General features: G+C 53.1%; 14 protein-coding genes. 8 read left to right on the forward strand and 6 right to left on the reverse strand.

Features of this window, described 5'->3' with window-relative positions:
• Positions 1-67: 67 nt before the first annotated feature.
• A complete protein-coding gene (locus tag J0A68_RS08550) occupies positions 68-544 on the forward strand; it encodes a hypothetical protein (RefSeq protein WP_206577789.1) in 477 nt (158 codons plus the stop codon).
• A 61-nt stretch (positions 545-605) separates the two neighbouring features.
• Here the strand turns inward: J0A68_RS08550 and J0A68_RS08555 are convergent, their stop codons facing one another.
• The 3 genes from J0A68_RS08555 to J0A68_RS08565 form a co-directional block, all read right to left on the reverse strand.
• Positions 606-992, reverse strand: coding sequence for a helix-turn-helix domain-containing protein (locus J0A68_RS08555; RefSeq protein ID WP_206577790.1), 387 nt, complete (start codon positions 990-992; stop codon positions 606-608).
• 50 nt (positions 993-1042) lie between these two features.
• Positions 1043-1225 carry a type II toxin-antitoxin system HicA family toxin gene (locus J0A68_RS08560; RefSeq protein WP_206577791.1) on the reverse strand — a complete coding sequence of 61 codons (183 nt, stop codon included), beginning with the start codon at positions 1223-1225 and terminating at the stop codon, positions 1043-1045.
• A gap of 77 nt (positions 1226-1302) precedes the next feature.
• Positions 1303-2811, reverse strand: coding sequence for a family 43 glycosylhydrolase (locus J0A68_RS08565; protein ID WP_206577792.1), 1509 nt, complete (start codon positions 2809-2811; stop codon positions 1303-1305).
• A gap of 661 nt (positions 2812-3472) precedes the next feature.
• On the opposite strand from J0A68_RS08565, the gene cysS reads away from it, so the two are divergent.
• The 6 genes from cysS to J0A68_RS08595 all read left to right on the forward strand — a co-directional run bounded on the left by cysS (position 3473) and on the right by J0A68_RS08595 (position 13058).
• Complete coding sequence (gene cysS / locus J0A68_RS08570; RefSeq protein WP_206577793.1) at positions 3473-4966, forward strand: cysteine--tRNA ligase; 1494 nt, start codon at positions 3473-3475, stop codon at positions 4964-4966.
• Positions 4956-5936, forward strand: a complete 981-nt coding sequence (locus J0A68_RS08575; protein ID WP_206577794.1) for a M28 family peptidase — start codon at positions 4956-4958, stop codon at positions 5934-5936. The genes cysS and J0A68_RS08575 overlap by 11 nt, the downstream gene beginning before the upstream one ends.
• Before the next feature lie 75 nt (positions 5937-6011).
• Positions 6012-7034: a LacI family DNA-binding transcriptional regulator gene (locus J0A68_RS08580; RefSeq protein WP_206577795.1), complete on the forward strand. Its 1023-nt coding sequence runs from the start codon at positions 6012-6014 to the stop codon at positions 7032-7034.
• Between the two features lie 92 nt (positions 7035-7126).
• Positions 7127-8275 carry a galactokinase gene (gene galK / locus J0A68_RS08585; protein ID WP_206577796.1) on the forward strand — a complete coding sequence of 383 codons (1149 nt, stop codon included), beginning with the start codon at positions 7127-7129 and terminating at the stop codon, positions 8273-8275.
• Positions 8276-8380: 105 nt separating this feature from the next.
• Positions 8381-11824, forward strand: a complete 3444-nt coding sequence (locus J0A68_RS08590) for a ThuA domain-containing protein (protein WP_206577797.1) — start codon at positions 8381-8383, stop codon at positions 11822-11824.
• Positions 11825-11921: 97 nt separating this feature from the next.
• Positions 11922-13058: an FAD-dependent monooxygenase gene (locus J0A68_RS08595; RefSeq protein WP_206577798.1), complete on the forward strand. Its 1137-nt coding sequence runs from the start codon at positions 11922-11924 to the stop codon at positions 13056-13058.
• Between the two features lie 58 nt (positions 13059-13116).
• Here the strand turns inward: J0A68_RS08595 and J0A68_RS08600 are convergent, their stop codons facing one another.
• Complete coding sequence (locus J0A68_RS08600) at positions 13117-13866, reverse strand: NIPSNAP family protein (protein WP_206577799.1); 750 nt, start codon at positions 13864-13866, stop codon at positions 13117-13119.
• Positions 13867-13896: 30 nt separating this feature from the next.
• Complete coding sequence (locus J0A68_RS08605) at positions 13897-14259, reverse strand: transmembrane 220 family protein (RefSeq protein WP_206577800.1); 363 nt, start codon at positions 14257-14259, stop codon at positions 13897-13899.
• 135 nt (positions 14260-14394) lie between these two features.
• Between J0A68_RS08605 and J0A68_RS08610 the strand changes: the two genes are divergently transcribed.
• Positions 14395-14994, forward strand: a complete 600-nt coding sequence (locus tag J0A68_RS08610) for a GNAT family N-acetyltransferase (protein ID WP_236021426.1) — start codon at positions 14395-14397, stop codon at positions 14992-14994.
• 70 nt (positions 14995-15064) lie between these two features.
• On the opposite strand, the gene J0A68_RS08615 is transcribed toward J0A68_RS08610, so the two are convergent.
• The gene (locus tag J0A68_RS08615) at positions 15065-16519 is read right to left on the reverse strand and encodes an arylsulfatase (RefSeq protein ID WP_206577802.1); all 1455 of its coding nucleotides are present in this window, start codon (positions 16517-16519) and stop codon (positions 15065-15067) included.
• Between the last annotated feature and the right edge of the window lie 104 nt (positions 16520-16623).

Genomic DNA, 16623 nt, shown 5'->3' on the forward strand with positions numbered 1-16623 from the left:
AATCTTTTTTCCAAAAACCCGAAAATATCGCTTAGCTTAGCTCTAACATCTCATAAAAAACTCAGTTATGGATAAACTTGGAGCAAACTTGGCTACTCTATCTAATGTATCAGCTACATTAGGCTCTATAATAAGCTTATTTAAAGGAGGAAAGTATCTCTATGATAGACATATCAAAAAAGAAACCGATAAAGAAGAAAAAAGGAAAAAGTTATTAGTAAAATGTAAACCAAGATCTATAAACTTTGGATGGAACAGCACCGAAACCACAGCTAATATATTTAATATCAACACAGTAAACCCAAAAAACTACAATGTAATAATTATCAAAGCCAAGCTATATGAAGTCAAAAACGGCGAAATATTCGAGGAACAATCAATTACCCTCTCCAAAGAAATAATTATAGGGGGACACAATAATAGCACAGACTTCATCATTCAATTTCCGGAATCAATTTGCAATAAGCATGACAAAAATTGGATTCTTCGCTTGATAGACTTTGAAGACAATTTTCACGATTCAAATATATTCAAGCTTATTTGAGTACTATTGGAATTTGCAATTGAAGAAGTTCCATTTTTAGTAAAATTGATTCTCACGCTCGTCAAGCCACAATCGTCACTTTTTGGAGTTCGGTTGCCAACTCATGAAGCGTCCGCTCGATTTTCTTGGCTTGATCTAGGGATGGGCTTTTGGCTCCGGAGACATACTGCCGGAGTAAGCCCGGATTCATTCCCGCATGCTCGGCGACATTGGATATTTTTAGAAAATCAAACCGCTGGAACAACGCTGAAACATCAAACAAATGCTCAAACTGCACCGATTCGGGGCTGACTTCTTCGAAATCCCACAGGAGATCTTTCATTTTCTCTTCGAGTTCGGAAACTGAGCTGGCAAAATCCGTCAACAGATTCTCCCCATACTCCACTCTCCCCCAAAACTGCTTGTCCTCACCTCTCTCGATGGTCAGGGGTATTTTTACGGTTCTCATTTTCGCTGTTTTTGTCCTGTTCTCAATATGAAATCCCGAATCAAACCAGGTCATTTAAGTCCCGCTTGCTTCAGGATGGAATTCAAGGTTCCTAGAGGAACATCGCCTCCATGGACGGGAACGGTTACTTTTCCGGGCTTCTCTGGATGAATGAGCTGTTGGTGGCTTCCCTTTTGGTTTTTTACCACCCAGCCGTCATCATAAAGCAACCTTAGAAGTTCCCTTACCTTCACACTTGAAAAGTATCAAAAATGTTACTTTCATCCAAATTAAGAGGTAACAATAATGCTACTAGCGTGTACCCCTCCTTTTAGTAACTAGCTGAAAACTCCCCAAAGCCTCCTTCACCGTTTCCCTTCACCGAAAGTCCAGCCTTCATCCCCCAAGACCACCAGGCCAGATGCTCTCCGGCGATCTCGCCGCCGATCTCTTCCCAGTTTTGCCCGTCCGTGCTGAAGGAGAACCGGAACAGCTTTCCGCCACTCATCTTCGCTTTGAGCTGTACCCCGGCAGAAGTGTCTACGGTTTTGCTTTCCAAGACCTGAAATTCTCCTCCCTGCAGCTTCCAGAGTTTTAGGGAATCCCCTTCCACGCCCAGCCCGAGGCTGTTGTCCCGAGTCACGTAGAAGGTTAGGCTTTGCAGCACTTCGCTTTTGGCCAGCACTTGGGTTTGGAACTCAGCATCGGCCTTTTCGGGATTGATGCCGAGGAATGCCGGAATCGCCGAGGAATCGGCAGTCAGGATCAGGCTTCCGTTTTCGACTTTTGCCAGCACGTTGCCCGCCTCCACGTCAAATCGCCAGTTTGCGCCAAGCTCATTCCCATCGAAGCTATCCGTGAAGTCACTTGCCAAGCGAGTCGGGTTTCCTGCTCGGGAGTTGGCAGCAAATCTTGGCCAGCCCGTCTCGCCGTCCCATCCAATCTGGCTCAGCAGCGCCGACCGGCCCAGATTGGGAAAGCCCGCGCTGGGATAGGCATGGTAGAGGTAGTACCAGTCCCCCTCGTTTTGCACAGCCGTACCGTGGCCGGGACATTTCCAGTTTTCGTTGCCGACGAGGATTGGATTTTGGGCATATTTCTCCCAAGGCCCTTCCATGGTTTTGGCCCTGGCCACACCGACCTGATAGTCGCAATTGACCCCGCAACAGGCATTTCCGGAATAGAGCATATAGAGGTATCCGTCCCGCTCAATGATCGCTTGTCCCTCGATCCCTCCTCTTTCCCAAGAGTCCGCATCCGCCACCAGCACTTCAAAACTTTCTCCGTCCAGAGAAAGCCCATCCTTGCTCAGCTTCGAACCCAGCAGCGTAATCGGTTTGCCCTCGGTCAGCCCGTAAGCCTTCCAAGTAATGTACAAGTCGTCTCCCTGTTGGTTGACAAAGGCATCGATGGCCTCCTCGCCCCACTCGATGATCACGCCATGATCTTGAAAACCCAGCTTTATATCCTTTGTCGAGGCGACACCGATCATGGACACGCCGTCTGTCCGCCGCGCGGTGTAGTAGCAAAAGAAGGTGCCATCTTTATAGAAAAGCTCAGGAGCCCAGTAGCTGTTGATCGTCCATTCGGGCTTTTCCTGAAAGACATAATCCACAAACCTCCAATTCTTCAGATCCTTGGACTCGTAGATCGGGAAGTAGGGCCCCCAGGCATTGGAGGAGCCAGTAGCATAAAAAGTACCGTCTACCTCGATCACGCTGGGATCGGGCAGCTCGCCGGGAATGACCTGTTCTTGGATGATTTCGGCCTTTTCTGGTTTCGCGCAGGAGAAAGCTAGGAAGAAGGCAAAAAGGGTAAAAAGGTGGAATCGCTTTTTCATAAAAACTGAATCATCGGGAAGGTTTGATGGCTAAAGATATCGGCTGGCATGGGAATCCTGGCAACCGGGTATAGTTTTTCATTAGTCCCCTTTTTCCCACAGATCTACACAGAAAAACACACAGACTGCCACAGAATACTAGTCGGCAGATTGCTCCCTTATTTTCCGCCTTCCTGAAATATGATTATCCGCTATTGTACCAGTAGTCAACCTTGACTATCCAAAGTAAGGCTAAACTCTAGGCTTTGCCCTACTTCGGTCTTCGGTCATCGGTCTTCCCGCCTGCCTGAGCAGACAGGCCCGAATGAAGAAGCAAATTCGCTTACTGGCAAGATTGCGGATATACATGTCCAGAAAGCATTACATATCACCCGCAAAAAAGCTTCGGCTTTTTTCTTTGCGACCTTTCAAATGCGCATATCAAGGCTAGCGCGTTGAAGGTTCCCAGGAAGCGCAAACTATCCAGCAGCCTATCTCTCAGAGTTCTTTGCGGTAAATCTTTCGAAAGCCAAAACCCCAAAAAGAGAAAAGTCAAATGAGATATTTTGGGCTTTTGGGAGCGGCGCTTTCTATTCCGTAGCGGATTCCCCTATTTTGCATCCTGAATCAAAATCGGATTATTCCCGTACTTGGTACTTTGTACTTCGTACTTCATACTCCCATGAAGCCTCACCAACTCAAGCTATACAATACCCTTTCCCGCCAGAAGGAGGATTTCGCACCCATCAATCCGCCCTTTGTGGGCATGTATGTCTGCGGCCCGACGGTCTATGGAGACGCCCATCTGGGTCATGGCCGCCCGGCGGTCACTTTTGACACGGTCAACCGCTACCTGACCCATCTCGGCTATCGCGTGCGCTACGTCCGCAACATCACCGACGTGGGACACCTCCAAGGCGATGCCGACGAGGGAGAGGACAAAATCGCCAAAAAGGCCAAGCTCGAGCAGCTCGAACCCATGGAAGTGGCCCAGCAATACACGGACACCTACCATCGGGACATGGCCTTGCTGAATACCTGGAAGCCCAGCATCGAGCCCCGCGCCACTGGCCACATCCCAGAGCAGATTGCTTTGGTAGAAGCCATTTTGGCGGAAGGTCTCGCTTACGAGGTCAATGGCTCGGTCTACTTCGACGTGCTGAAATACAACGAAAGCTATGCCTACGGCAAGCTATCCGGACGCGTCTTGGACGACCTGATGGCTGGCAGCCGTACCTTGGACGGGCAGGACGAGAAGCGCAATGCGGCGGATTTTGCCCTTTGGAAAAATGCTTCGCCGGAGCACCTGATGAAATGGGATTCTCCTTGGGGCAAGGGTTTTCCGGGCTGGCACCTGGAGTGTACAGCCATGAGCAGCAAGTACTTGGGAACCAATTTTGACATCCACGGAGGCGGAATGGATTTGCTTTTCCCCCACCATGAATGCGAGATCGCACAGGGAAATGCCTGCAACCACCACGATCCGGCCAAGTACTGGATGCACAACAACATGATCACCATCAACGGGCAGAAGATGGGCAAGTCGCTCGGCAACTTCATCAACCTGCAGGAGCTCTTCACCGGCAGCCACAAGCTGCTGGAGCAGGCCTACAGCCCGATGACGATCCGCTACTTCATGCTCACAGCGCACTACCGCTCCACGCTGGACTTCTCCAACGATGCCCTGAAGGCTGCGCAAAAAGGCTACAAGAAGCTCATCAACGGCCTCCGCATCGCGCGTATGCTGGAGTTTGCGCCGGATGAAGCGGTTGCCCTGGATCAAAACCAAATCCAGCAGATCGAAAGCAGCATCGCAGCCGCCTACCGCGCCATGGACGATGACTTTAACACCGCCCAGGCGATTGGCCACTTGTTCAATTTGCTGAAGAAAATCAACTCCATCTTCACCGGACAGCTGACTGCGGCGGCCTTGGGCGAGGAAGTTTTTGCGAAGCTGAAAGACACCTTCATCACCTTCGTGGTGGACATCTTGGGCTTGGTAGAGGAAAAAGGCGACACCCAAGGCGGGATGCTGGAGCTGCTGCTGAAGCTGTACGCCGAGGCGAAAACCGCCCGCGACTACGCCAAAGTGGACGAGATCCGTTCCGGACTCAAGGCGCTGGGCTTTGTGGTCAAAGACATGAAAGAAAAAATTGATTGGGCATATGAAGAATAGATTTTGGGGGATAGCGCTACTGGTTTTCGCTTGGGCTTGCTCGGGTGAAAAAACCACTGAATCCACCGTTCCAGAGGTAGTAGTCAAACCTTACCCCGCATTCAACGCGGATTCCGCCTATGCTTTTATCCAAAAGCAAGTCAACTTCGGCCCTCGTGTGCCCGGCACCAAAGGCCATCAAGACACCAAAAACTGGATGATCTCCAAGCTGGAGGGCTATGGCTGGAGCGTGCAAACGCAGGATTTCCAAGCCAAAACCTACGATGGATTGACCTGGGATCTGAGCAATATCATCGCTTCCTACAATCCCCAGGCGACCAAGAGAATCCTCTTGGCGGCGCACTGGGATAGCCGTAGGATTGCCGACAAGGACACCGAGCGCCTCGACCAGCCCATTGATGGAGCCAATGACGGAGCGTCAGGTGTTGGCGTCTTGATCGAGATCGCCCGAACTATCGCCTCTCAGGAACTGAAGCCGGAAGTAGGCATCGACATCATCCTCTTTGACGGAGAGGACGACGGAGAGCCCGAAAAAACCCGAACCCGCAACAATGCGCAGGACTTTTGGTGGTGTCTCGGTTCGCAGCACTGGTCCAAAAACAAGCACAGGCCAAACTACTCCGCCTACTACGGCATCCTGGTGGACATGGTAGGTGGAAAAAACGCCAAGTTTTACCGTGAGGGCTACTCTCGGCAGTATGCCAGTGGCATCGTATCCAAAGTCTGGGGACACGCCTCGACCTTGGGACATTCCGACTTCTTTATCCAAAAGGACGCGCCCGAGATCATCGACGACCACGCCTTTGTCAATGCAAACGCCGGAATACCGACCATAGACATCATCGAGTTTTCGCCCGACTTTGGCTTTAGCCACTACCACCACACACATCAGGACAACATGGAGCTGATCGACACCCGTACTTTGCGGGCGGTCGGGGAAACTGTTTTGTACACCGTCTACCAGGAATAGTGATAATTCTAAAGTTTTTTGCAATTTGTGCGTGTGCATTCGATTGCAAGCTTTAGAATAGGACACCCAAAAACCATGAAAAAAGGCCATCAGATCACGATGAAGGAAATCGCCAAAAAACTTGGCGTATCGGTTTCCACCATTTCCCGCGCACTCAAGGACTCCCCCGAGCTCCATCCCGAGACCAAGCGCAAGATCGTGGAGATGGCCAAGGAGATGAACTACCAGCCCAATCTCCTGGCGCAAAGCCTTCGGATTTCGCGTTCCAAAACCCTCGGCGTCATCGTCCCCGAGATCACTTCCCACTTTTTTGCCTCCTGCATCAGCGGCATCCAAGATGCGGCCAACAAGCGGGGGTATAACGTGATGATCTGCCAGTCCAACGAGTCCCTGGAGCAGGAAAAAGCCAACATCCGCACGCTCGTATCCAGCCAGGTCGATGGCCTGCTGATCTCGCTCAGCCGCGAGACCAACCAGTACGAGCACCTCTACGACCTCTATGATCGGGAGATCAACTTTGTGCTCTTTGACCGGGTGCAGGAGGATATTCCCGTCTCCAAGGTCACTTTCAACGACGCGGGCGGCGCCTATCAGGTGGTGAAGCACCTGTTGGAAAACGGCTCCCGACGCATCGTCTATGTCTCGGGACCCGAAGACCTCTATATTTCCAAAAAAAGAAAAGAAGGCTATCAAAAAGCCCTGTCCGAATACGGCATCGAACTCGACGCTGCGCTGATCAAAGTGAGTGACCTCACCACCGAAGGCAATGTCAAAGTGGCCGCAGAGATCGCCGAAATGCAACCACGACCGGATGCGGTCTTTTGTATGATCGACCCTGTGGCCGTCGATGTACTCACAGAGTGGAAAAAACTCGGAGTCAAGGTCCCTGAAGACATTGCCCTGGCCGGGTTTACGGACAATCCTACCGCAGCCGTCGTCGAGCCACCGCTGACCACCGTCTCCCAGCCGGGCTATGAGATGGGTAAGCTGGCCGTGAGCCACCTGCTCGACCAGCTCGACGGGATTGCCTCGGAAGACCCTATTTCCATCGTATTGGAGACCACTTTGGTGTCACGTAAGTCTTCCCAGCATTTTTAAAAAAAGGAGATTAGTTATTGGTTATAAGTTCCTGCCTTCGACTTGACCTTCCTAACAATCAATAACTAATAACCCAATAACAACTCCCCTCAATGATTTCCCTAATCCAAACCAGCTTCCAAGACCATTTCGGATCTACTCCCCTGATTTCCTTCGCTCCCGGCCGGATCAACCTGATCGGCGAGCATACCGACTACCAGGAGGGTTTTGTTTTTCCGGCGGCTGTGCGGCAGGGCATTTGGATCGCAATCCAGAAAAACGGCCTACCCGTCTGCCGTCTGTTTTCCCTGGACTTTGACCAGGAATTTACCTTTGAACTGAAGGCTTTTTCCCCAAAAAAAGGACACTGGGCCACCTACGTGATGGGCATGGTCGCCCAGCTGCAACAGGCAGGCTATCAGCCGGAGGGATTTGACATGGTCATAGGCGGGGACATTCCCGTTGGCTCGGGGCTGTCCTCCTCGGCGGCGCTTTCGGTCGCCATCGGCACTGGCCTTTCGGGGCTTTTCGGATTTGGCCTTCCCAAAAAGAACATCGCGCTCTACGCGCAAAAGTCCGAGCACCTCTATGCCGGGCTGAAGTGCGGCATCATGGATCCCTATGCCTCGGCCTTTGGTGCGGAGGGCAAAGCCCTCCTGCTCGACTGCCGCAGCAACGACCACGAAGAGATCCCCGTGGATCTCGGTGACTATTCCCTGGTCTTGGTCAATTCCAAGGTAAAACACTCCCTCGCCGACACGGCCTACAACAAACGTCGCGAGGCCTGCGAGGAAAGCGTCCGAATCCTGGCGGAAGAATTCCCCGGAATCACCACCCTTCGGGATATTGCGGTTTCCGATTTGGAGAAAGTAAAATCCCTGCTTCCGACGGCCCTTTTCCCAAAAGCCAAGCACCTCATCACGGAGTGCGAGCGTGTGCATCTGGCCGCAGCCGCGCTGAAATCCGGCAAGCTGGATGAGTTTGGTCGGCTGCTGAAAGCCTCCCATCTCAGCCTGAGCCATGACTACGAGGTGAGCTGTCCCGAGCTGGACTTCCTGGCGGAAAAATCCTGGGAAATGGACGCCGTGCTCGGTTCCCGAATGATGGGCGGCGGCTTCGGTGGCTGCACAATCAACCTGGTCAGGACAAATTCCCTCGCTTCCTTTGAGGAGGAAATCGCCACACTGTATAGAAAAGAGTATGGCATAGACCCGGATTTCATCCCCGTGGCGATCAGCTCGGGAGCCTCGGTGATCGCCTAGGGCTTGGGCAAAAAAGACCTATTTTCTCACTTAAAGACATTAGAAGTCGAGCCAATTCTCGGAGTGTCTTTATTTTTTCCTATTTTCCAAAAAAAATCACAACCCATGAATTTACCCAAAAACCTACGTAGCCTAGTACTGCTGCTGCTGGTCATCGGACTGGGGTTTTCCGCCTGTAGCAAAAAGCGGGACGGAGCACCCAAAGTGCTGGTTTTTAGCAAAACAGCAGGATTTTATCATGAATCCATCCCTTCTGGCATTGCCGCCATCCAGAAGCTCGGAGCCGAAAACGGCTTTGAAGTGGACACCACCAAGAACGCGGAAAACATCAACGAGGAAAATCTCGCCCAATATGCCGCGGTGATCTTCCTGAGCACCACCGCCGATGTGCTCAACCAATATCAGGAAGCTGACTTCGAGCGCTACATCCAATCCGGGGGCGGTTTCGTCGGCATCCATGCCGCAGCCGACACGGAATACGAGTGGGGCTGGTACGGCAGATTGGTCGGAGGATACTTCATCGACCATCCCGGCATCAACGATCCCCATCCCAACGTGCAGCCGGGCAAGATCACCAAAACCGGCGAAAAGCATCCCTCTGTGGACTTCCTGCCCGAGTCTTGGGAGCGTACCGACGAATGGTACAGCTACAAAAACATCAACCCAGACACCAAAAAACTCCTGATGCTGGACGAGGCCTCCTATCAGGGAGGTTTTGACATGGGCGAGCACCCTATCGCCTGGTATCACGATTTTGACGGGGGCCGTGCCTACTACACTGGAGGCGGCCACACCAAGGAGTCTTTCGAAGAGGAAAACTACCTCAAGCACCTCCTCGCCGGGATCCAATACGCCATCGGCGACAACATCGCCCTGGACTACTCCAAAGCCAAGTCCAAGCGGGTGCCTGAGGAAAACCGGTTTACCAAAACAGCCCTTTCCTACGGGGAATTTACCGAACCCGTGGAGATGGCCGTGCTGCCGGACCTCGACATCCTCGTAGCCCAGAGAAGAGGCGAAATCCTCCTTTATGACCAGGAAAGCCAATCGATCAAAGAAGTCGCCAAACTGGACGTGTACTGGAAATCGGGCGTGCAGGGCGTCAACGCCGAAGAAGGCTTGCTTGGCCTGCAAAAAGACCCGAACTACGCCAGCAACAACTATGTCTACGTGTACTATTCCCCTACCGGCGAGGAAGAAATCAACCGCCTTTCCCGCTTCGTGTTCAAAGACGGGGTATGGGATATGGCATCGGAGCAGGTGATTTTGGAACTGTACTCCCAGCGCTACATCTGCTGCCATACCGGTGGCTCGATCGCCTTTGGCCCAGATGGGCTCCTCTACCTCTCCACGGGTGACAACTCCACGCCTTTCAACCAAAACGACTCCCAATATACCCTCAACGGCTATGCGCCAATCGATGGGAGAGATGGCCGAAAGCAGTGGGATGCCCGCCGCAGCTCCGGCAATGCCAACGACCTGAGAGGTAAAATCCTCCGCATCAAAATCAACGAGGATGGCTCCTACTCCATCCCTGAAGGCAACCTGTACCCGGAAGGTACCGAGGGCAGCCGTCCCGAGATCTACGTCCAGGGCCTAAGAAACCCTTATCGAATCTCAGTGGATCAAAAGACCGGATTCCTCTATTGGGGTGAGGTCGGCCCGGATGCCAACAATGACTCCCTGGACGTGAAGGGCCCTCGGGGCTACGACGAAGTCAACCAAGCCAGAAAAGCCGGACACTTCGGCTGGCCTTATCTGATCGGCAACAACTACGCTTACCGGGAATTCAACTACGAGACGGGCGAAATCGGCGCTCCTTTTGCCGCTGCCGGCCCGGTCAATAACTCGCCTAACAACACGGGCATGCAGCAGCTCCCTCCGGTGCAGCCTGCCTTCATCTGGTATCCCTACGCCGCCTCTCCGGACTTCCCTTCGGTGGGACAAGGGGGCAGAAACGCCATGGCGGGCCCGGTCTACTACTCGGACATGTATCCGGCAGAGACTCGATTCCCGGATTATTTTGACGGCAAACTCTTCATCTACGAATGGATCAGAGGCTGGATCAAAGTGGTGACGATGAAAGAAAACGGCGACTTTGACAAGATGGAGCCCTTCATGCCTGGCACCAAGTTCAACGCGATGATCGACATGGAAATGGGGCCTGACGGCAAAATCTACATTTTGGAATATGGCAATGGCTGGTTTACCAAAAACCCGGACTCCGGTCTCTTCCGAATCGACTACAACGGCGGCAACCGGGCACCGGTGGTGACCGACCTGAAGGCGGACAAAACCTCCGGCTCCAATCCCCTCACCGTCACCTACAAGGCCGCAGCCAGCGACCCGGAGAAAGACGCACTTTCCTACACTTGGGACCTGGGCAATGGCGAGACCAAATCCACCACCGAGCCTACTTTGACCCATACTTTCAGCACGGTGGGTGATCATGAGGTCAAGTTGACCGCCACCGATCCCTCCGGCCTCACAGGCACAAGCACTCCAGTCACCGTGTACTCTGGCAATACCACCCCAGAAGTGACCATCTCCATCGATGGCAACCAGTCCTTCTACTTCCCTGGCAAAAAGGTCAACTACTCCGTAGCGGTATCCGATCCGGACGACCCTTCCGCCTCATCTGACCTGTCCACGCTCTATGTATCGGCAGACTATGTCTCCGGAGTGGATCTCGCTGAGGCAGACATGGGACACAAGATCATGTCCGAAGCCATGACCGGCAAGTCCCTCGTGCAGTCCCTGACCTGCAAGACCTGCCACAAGGAAAGCGAAGCTTCGATAGGCCCAGCCTATACCGAAGTCGCCAAAAAATACCGTGAAAGAGACCGCGACTACCTGCTCAACAAAATCAAAAACGGTGGCGGAGGAGTATGGGGAGAAACGGCCATGCCAGCTAACCCAGACCTAAAATCCGCCGATGCCAATGCACTGGTGACCTATATCCTTTCCCTGAGGGAAGAAGCCAAGCCTAGCCTTCCGGCCAAGGGTTCGCTGGATGCTACCTTGGGCAAGACCGCTTCCCCGACTGGTGCGCTGATCATCTCTGCAACCTACACCGACAAGGGCGGGGAAAACATCAAGCCGCTCACCGGAGCCTCTTCTTTGGTACTGTCACCCAATGCCGTGGACCTGGCTCAAGCGGGAGAGTTTGACGTCTTCACCAAGATGGTCTTTGACGGCAGGCATCTGCTCATGGTGCCTTCTACCCAAGGCTCCTTCTCCCTGCCGGCGATCGACCTGACTGGCATTGGCGCGGTCACCCTGATGACCGCATCCCAGGAGCCGCTCAAGGTACCGGTATCCTTCGAGATCCGTCTCGACAGCCCTACCGGCCCTGTGGTGGCCTCCGGCTTCCAGCAGCCAAGCGAGGGATTCAGCGCGCCGGGCATGCCTATCCTCATGCATCAGGCACAGATCCCGATCACCGGCAACACCGACGGCAAAAAGCACAAGCTCTATTTTGTCAGCGATGCCAAAGGAGCCGATCTCGGCACCTTCATCGTGATGGGCATCACCTTCGACCCGAAGTAAAACCGAGTCAAATTTTCCCAAACGGCCATCCTGAAAAAACGGGATGGCCGTTTTGTTTTGCTTCCTATTATCTTCGTCTTCGACAATTACACACCGAATGAAGGCAGATTCTGAATTTTTGATCCTCGGCGGGGGAATCGCCGGACTGGCCACCGCTATCGCTTTGCGGAAAATCGGGAAGGATGTCCTCGTGGCGGAAGCTGCCGATGCCATCCGGCCCGTGGGCGCAGGGATTGCCCTGGCCGCCAATGCCATGAAGGCCCTCTCCAAAATTGGCGTAGCCGATGCCGTCACTCCAAAGGGAAATCGGCTCAGGGACTTCAGCATCTACGACCAAAGCGGCAAGCTGATCAGCAAGACCCACGCACACAATCCCGAGTACGGCAACTTCACCATACATCGGGCTGACCTCCACTCGGCATTGCTTTCCTTTCTGGACGAAAAGCGGGTGCTGTGCGGCAAAAGATCCGTTCGCTTTGACAAAAAAGCCGAGGAATACACCGTTTTTTTCGAAGATGGCAGCAGCCTCTCCGCCAAGCATCTGATCGTGGCAGAGGGAATCCACTCGCCCATCCGTCGGCAGTTGCTCCCCAACTCGCTTCCACGCTTTGCCGGATACACTTGCTGGCGAGGAATCGCGGACAACACCCAGCTCAGGATACAGGAAACCTCCGAGTCCTGGGGGAGAAAAGGGCGATTTGGCATAGTCCCCCTACAGCAAAACCAAGTGTATTGGTTTGCCTGTGTCAACGCTCCGCATGCGGACTCGGAAATGAAGGATTTCAAAAAGGAAGAGCTGATGCAGATTTTTGGGGACTTTCATCAGCCCATCCCAGAGCTATTGCAGGCCACTACCTCTCCCATCGTCTGGAACGACATTGCCGATCTGGCACCCCTGTCCCGCTTTGCCTTTGGCGACATCCTATTGGTAGGCGATGCCGCCCACGCGACTACTCCCAATATGGGCCAAGGTGCCTGCATGGCGCTGGAAGACGCCGCGATCTTGATGGCCTGCCTGGACAAAAACGCCGATATACCGGAAGCCTTCCTGGCTTTTGAAAAAAGACGGCTTCCCCGCACCCGCCAGATTGTGATCCAGTCCCGCACCCTCGGCAAAATCGCCCAACTGGAAAATCCAATTGGTGTTTGGCTGAGAAATCTGGCTTTTCGCACTATGCCCGCCTCAGTCAACGAAAGCCAGCTGCAGAAGCTTTACCACGTCGACCTGGACTAAAAAAGGCGGACATTGCTGTCCGCCTTGATTTTTGGATTGGCCAAACAGAAACGCCTTGCTACTTCATCGGTGAAAAAGGCAGGGCCTTGAAAAATACCGCGTCCACTTTCTCCACGATCTTGCCGGACTCCTCAGAGGCGTCGCGTGCTTTGATCCAGTCAGGATCGGCTCGGAATCGGTCAAAAGCCGCGTTGAAAGACTCCTCGGAGTCATGCCCCAGGAGATACACCAGCTTGGATTGGCCCCCGTCCTTCTCGGCAGTCAGCCAATAGGGATAGCTTTTCAGCCCCTGCTTGGCAAAGAGGTCGCGCGTATAGTCACGAAATCTGGCCTGGATATTTTCGATTTTTCCCGGAAAGCAATGGTAGGTCCGCATTTGGAAAATCCCGCTTCCCGTCGCTATTTCCCGGTCGTTGAGCTCAGGTGCCAAGGTCATAAAGGTTGACTCTACCTTGGCCACCAAAGGGCCGTTTACGTGGGACTCCTCATAAACTTTCTTCCACTCGGGGTCATCGGAAAAGGACTTCCACATCCTGTCCCTCGCCTCCGCATCCGGGTACCCCAAAATATAGGTCATGGAATTGTCCGTATTGTCCACCGGCAGCAGGTAGATGATGTTTTCCATCCCCGCCTTTTCAAACAAAGACATGGTATGGTTTTCAAAACGCTTGAGCAGATCGGGCAGCTTGCCGGGATGCGCGTAGTACTTCCGGATCTCAAAGTACTTGGACTGGGATGTCTTGGACAGCTGGGCAAAGGCCCCTAGGCCTATGGTCATGGCAAGGAAAAAGAGAACGGCTTTTTTCATCAGGTCAATGGGTTTGTTATGGGTCAAGTTTTATTTTTTCCAGGCCTTGTAGAGGGCTGGACTCAGGGCCAATGCGATGATCAAAAGGCCGAAGGTTTCGCGGTTTTCCTCCATTTCGGGAGTTTTCATGGTCAGATCTTTCTGGGCCCACTCCTGGGAGATCCAGTCTCCTACCCCTCCAGGAAAGAAGTAAATGGCACCCAGCAGGCAAAGAACAAGAACCAGCGTGAGCGGGATCTTCGGGAAAATCCCCCTAAATCCAAACAGGCAAAAAACCATGGCCACACCGTAGATGCTGACCCAGACCTCCGGGTCGGGATCGTTAAACTGCCAGTAGGCGAAAAGAGCGAAGAGGAAGAACCAGATCCCGAAGTAGTACTTGTTGAAATTCATGTGTTTTTTTGGGTTGACGGCTTTAAAACTAAGAAAATTCGGCCTGAATCCTCCTGCCGTCGATCAAAAGCTTTCATCGGGTAAAAACGGTCGGAAAAAGCCGGGATTTGGGCTAGATTCGCAAAATTTTTGACCATGATCCTATTCAGACCCGCCGAAACCGAAGCCGAACTGCTCGGCATCCTGCGCCTCCAAAAAGAAAACCTGCCCCAAAGCATCTCCGAATCGGAAAAGGCCGAGCAGGGCTTTGTGACGGTCAACCACAGCCTAGGACAGCTGGCGGAAATGAACGCAATTGCCCCGCATCTCATCGCCAAGGACGGGGAGGCGGTGGTGGGCTACATCTTGGCGATGACCAAAGCCTCCAAGGACCTGGTGCCGGTGCTTGTGCCGATGTTTGGCCAGTTTGAAAGCCTATCCTATGCCGGGCAGCCGGTGTCCACGTCCCAGTACCTGGTCATCGGCCAGATCTGTGTAGGAAAAAACTACCGGGGTCAGGGGATTTTTGACAGGATGTACGAGGCCTATAGCGCCTACTTTTCGGACAGGTTTGATTTTGCCATCACCGAGATCGCCGTCTCCAACATCCGCTCGATCAAGGCCCACCAGCGGGTGGGATTTGAGGTCATCCATGAGTTCAGCGACAGCACGGAAGACTGGGCGATCGTGGCCCTCAACTGGAAAAATCAAAAAAGCAGGTCAGACAAGGACAGTTTGGACTCGAAGAAGAAATAATTTCATTCTACTTATAGGGTAATAAGTAAATTGATTGGGTAAGGGAACGGGAGCCGATGGCTCCCGTTTTTTATTGGTCAAAAAGGCTGAAAACCGGATTGGGAAAGTGGGACTGCTCCAGCAAAGCCGCAAGCTCCTTGGTTTTTTCCGGGTTCTGCGCGGCTAGATCCTGCTGCTCCCCTGGATCGCTGGCCAGGTCAAACAGCTCCAGCGTCGTTTTAGTGGAATCTTTCACTTGGTATTTGACCAGCTTCCAATTGCCCTGAAGCACGGCTTGCCGGCCTCCTAGCTCATGGAACTCCCAATAAAGGTACTCGTGCCGGGTTTGGGACTGCTCGCCAAGCAAGCTGGGAAGAAGGGATACTCCGTCTATTCCGGCTACCTTCTCCTCTCCCAGGATCTCGCCGAAGGTCGGCAGCCAATCCCAAAATGCGGAGACGTGGTCAGAGCTGCTTCCAGCCTTTACTTTCGAAGGCCACTTCACGATCATCGGCACGTGGATACCGCCCTCGTAGAGATCTCGTTTGTAGCCTCTAAAGGGGCCGTTGGAGTCAAAAAAGTCAGGATCCGCCCCTCCCTCGCGATGGGCGCCATTGTCTGAGGTGAATACGATCAGGGTATTTTCCGCCAGGCCCAACGCTTCCAATTTGGCGACAACCTCTCCCACAAATCGGTCGGTGCGTTCCACCATCGCCGCAAATGCCGCGTGGGGATGGGCCTCCGACTGGTAAGCAGATATCCTCATGTCGGGGCCATAATCGCCTCCTTGAGGTGCCACATGCGGTTTTTCCTCGCCAAACTTCTCCTTGTATTTTACAAAAAGCTCATCATCCGGTGCAGCCAGCTCGGCGTGCGGCATCACGATGGGCATGAAGAGGAAAAAAGGATTTGCCTTATTCTCCTCGATAAACTCCAGCGTTTTGGCCTGGATCAGGTCTGGGGCGTAGGTGGTTTTCTGTGTCCAGTCATTCCCTGGCAGGTCTACCTTCTGCCCGTTTTCCCAGAGGTAGGCGGGATAATAGCGGTGTGCATAGCGCTGGCAGAGATAGCCGTAGAAATCGTCAAAGCCTTGGTTCACGGGTTCTCCAGTGGTCTGGTTCATGCCAAGGCCCCACTTGCCAAACGCCCCGGTGGCATAGCCTGCCTGTTGGAAGATTTTGCTGAGGGTCTGCAGCGAATCCGTCAAGGGAAGCTGTCCCTCGGGCTGCACCTCCGAATTGCCGCGGATGGGCGTGTGGCCGGTATGCAAACCGGTCAAAAGCGTAGATCGCGAAGGCGCGCAAACCGGCGAACCAGAATAGTGTCGGGTGAAAAACATCCCCTCTTTGGCGAGCCGATCGATGTTGGGCGTCTCGATATACTGCTGTCCGAGAAAGCCCAGATCCCCATAGCCCAGATCATCGGCAAGGATAAAGATCACGTTGGGACGGTTTTGGGCGACTTGATCGTCGGAGTCTTTGGTAGTGCAGGAGAAAAAACAGGCGGCGGCAAAAAGCAGGATGCCGGGGAGGGAAAGAGTTTTCATTTCCGAAAATACGCCTAAAAACAGAAACGGGAAGAATTTCTTGCGAAACCTTCCCGTTTAATGAACTGGAAACCATAGCCTCCAACTCAATCCAAGCTACAGTT

It is taken from the genome of Algoriphagus oliviformis (genome assembly GCF_017254915.1).
Taxonomy (GTDB): Bacteria; Bacteroidota; Bacteroidia; order Cytophagales; family Cyclobacteriaceae; genus Algoriphagus; species Algoriphagus oliviformis.

Excerpts from the sequence above, each read along its gene's own strand:
- J0A68_RS08550 (WP_206577789.1), top strand. The coding sequence starts at position 68 with ATGGATAAACTTGGAGCAAACTTGGCTACTCTATCTAATGTATCAGCT.
- J0A68_RS08555 (WP_206577790.1), bottom strand. The coding sequence starts at position 992 with ATGAGAACCGTAAAAATACCCCTGACCATCGAGAGAGGTGAGGACAAG.
- J0A68_RS08565 (WP_206577792.1), bottom strand. The coding sequence starts at position 2,811 with ATGAAAAAGCGATTCCACCTTTTTACCCTTTTTGCCTTCTTCCTAGCT.
- cysS (WP_206577793.1), top strand. The coding sequence starts at position 3,473 with ATGAAGCCTCACCAACTCAAGCTATACAATACCCTTTCCCGCCAGAAG.
- J0A68_RS08575 (WP_206577794.1), top strand. The coding sequence starts at position 4,956 with ATGAAGAATAGATTTTGGGGGATAGCGCTACTGGTTTTCGCTTGGGCT.
- J0A68_RS08580 (WP_206577795.1), top strand. The coding sequence starts at position 6,012 with ATGAAAAAAGGCCATCAGATCACGATGAAGGAAATCGCCAAAAAACTT.
- galK (WP_206577796.1), top strand. The coding sequence starts at position 7,127 with ATGATTTCCCTAATCCAAACCAGCTTCCAAGACCATTTCGGATCTACT.
- J0A68_RS08590 (WP_206577797.1), top strand. The coding sequence starts at position 8,381 with ATGAATTTACCCAAAAACCTACGTAGCCTAGTACTGCTGCTGCTGGTC.
- J0A68_RS08595 (WP_206577798.1), top strand. The coding sequence starts at position 11,922 with ATGAAGGCAGATTCTGAATTTTTGATCCTCGGCGGGGGAATCGCCGGA.
- J0A68_RS08600 (WP_206577799.1), bottom strand. The coding sequence starts at position 13,866 with ATGAAAAAAGCCGTTCTCTTTTTCCTTGCCATGACCATAGGCCTAGGG.
- J0A68_RS08605 (WP_206577800.1), bottom strand. The coding sequence starts at position 14,259 with ATGAATTTCAACAAGTACTACTTCGGGATCTGGTTCTTCCTCTTCGCT.
- J0A68_RS08610 (WP_236021426.1), top strand. The coding sequence starts at position 14,395 with ATGATCCTATTCAGACCCGCCGAAACCGAAGCCGAACTGCTCGGCATC.
- J0A68_RS08615 (WP_206577802.1), bottom strand. The coding sequence starts at position 16,519 with ATGAAAACTCTTTCCCTCCCCGGCATCCTGCTTTTTGCCGCCGCCTGT.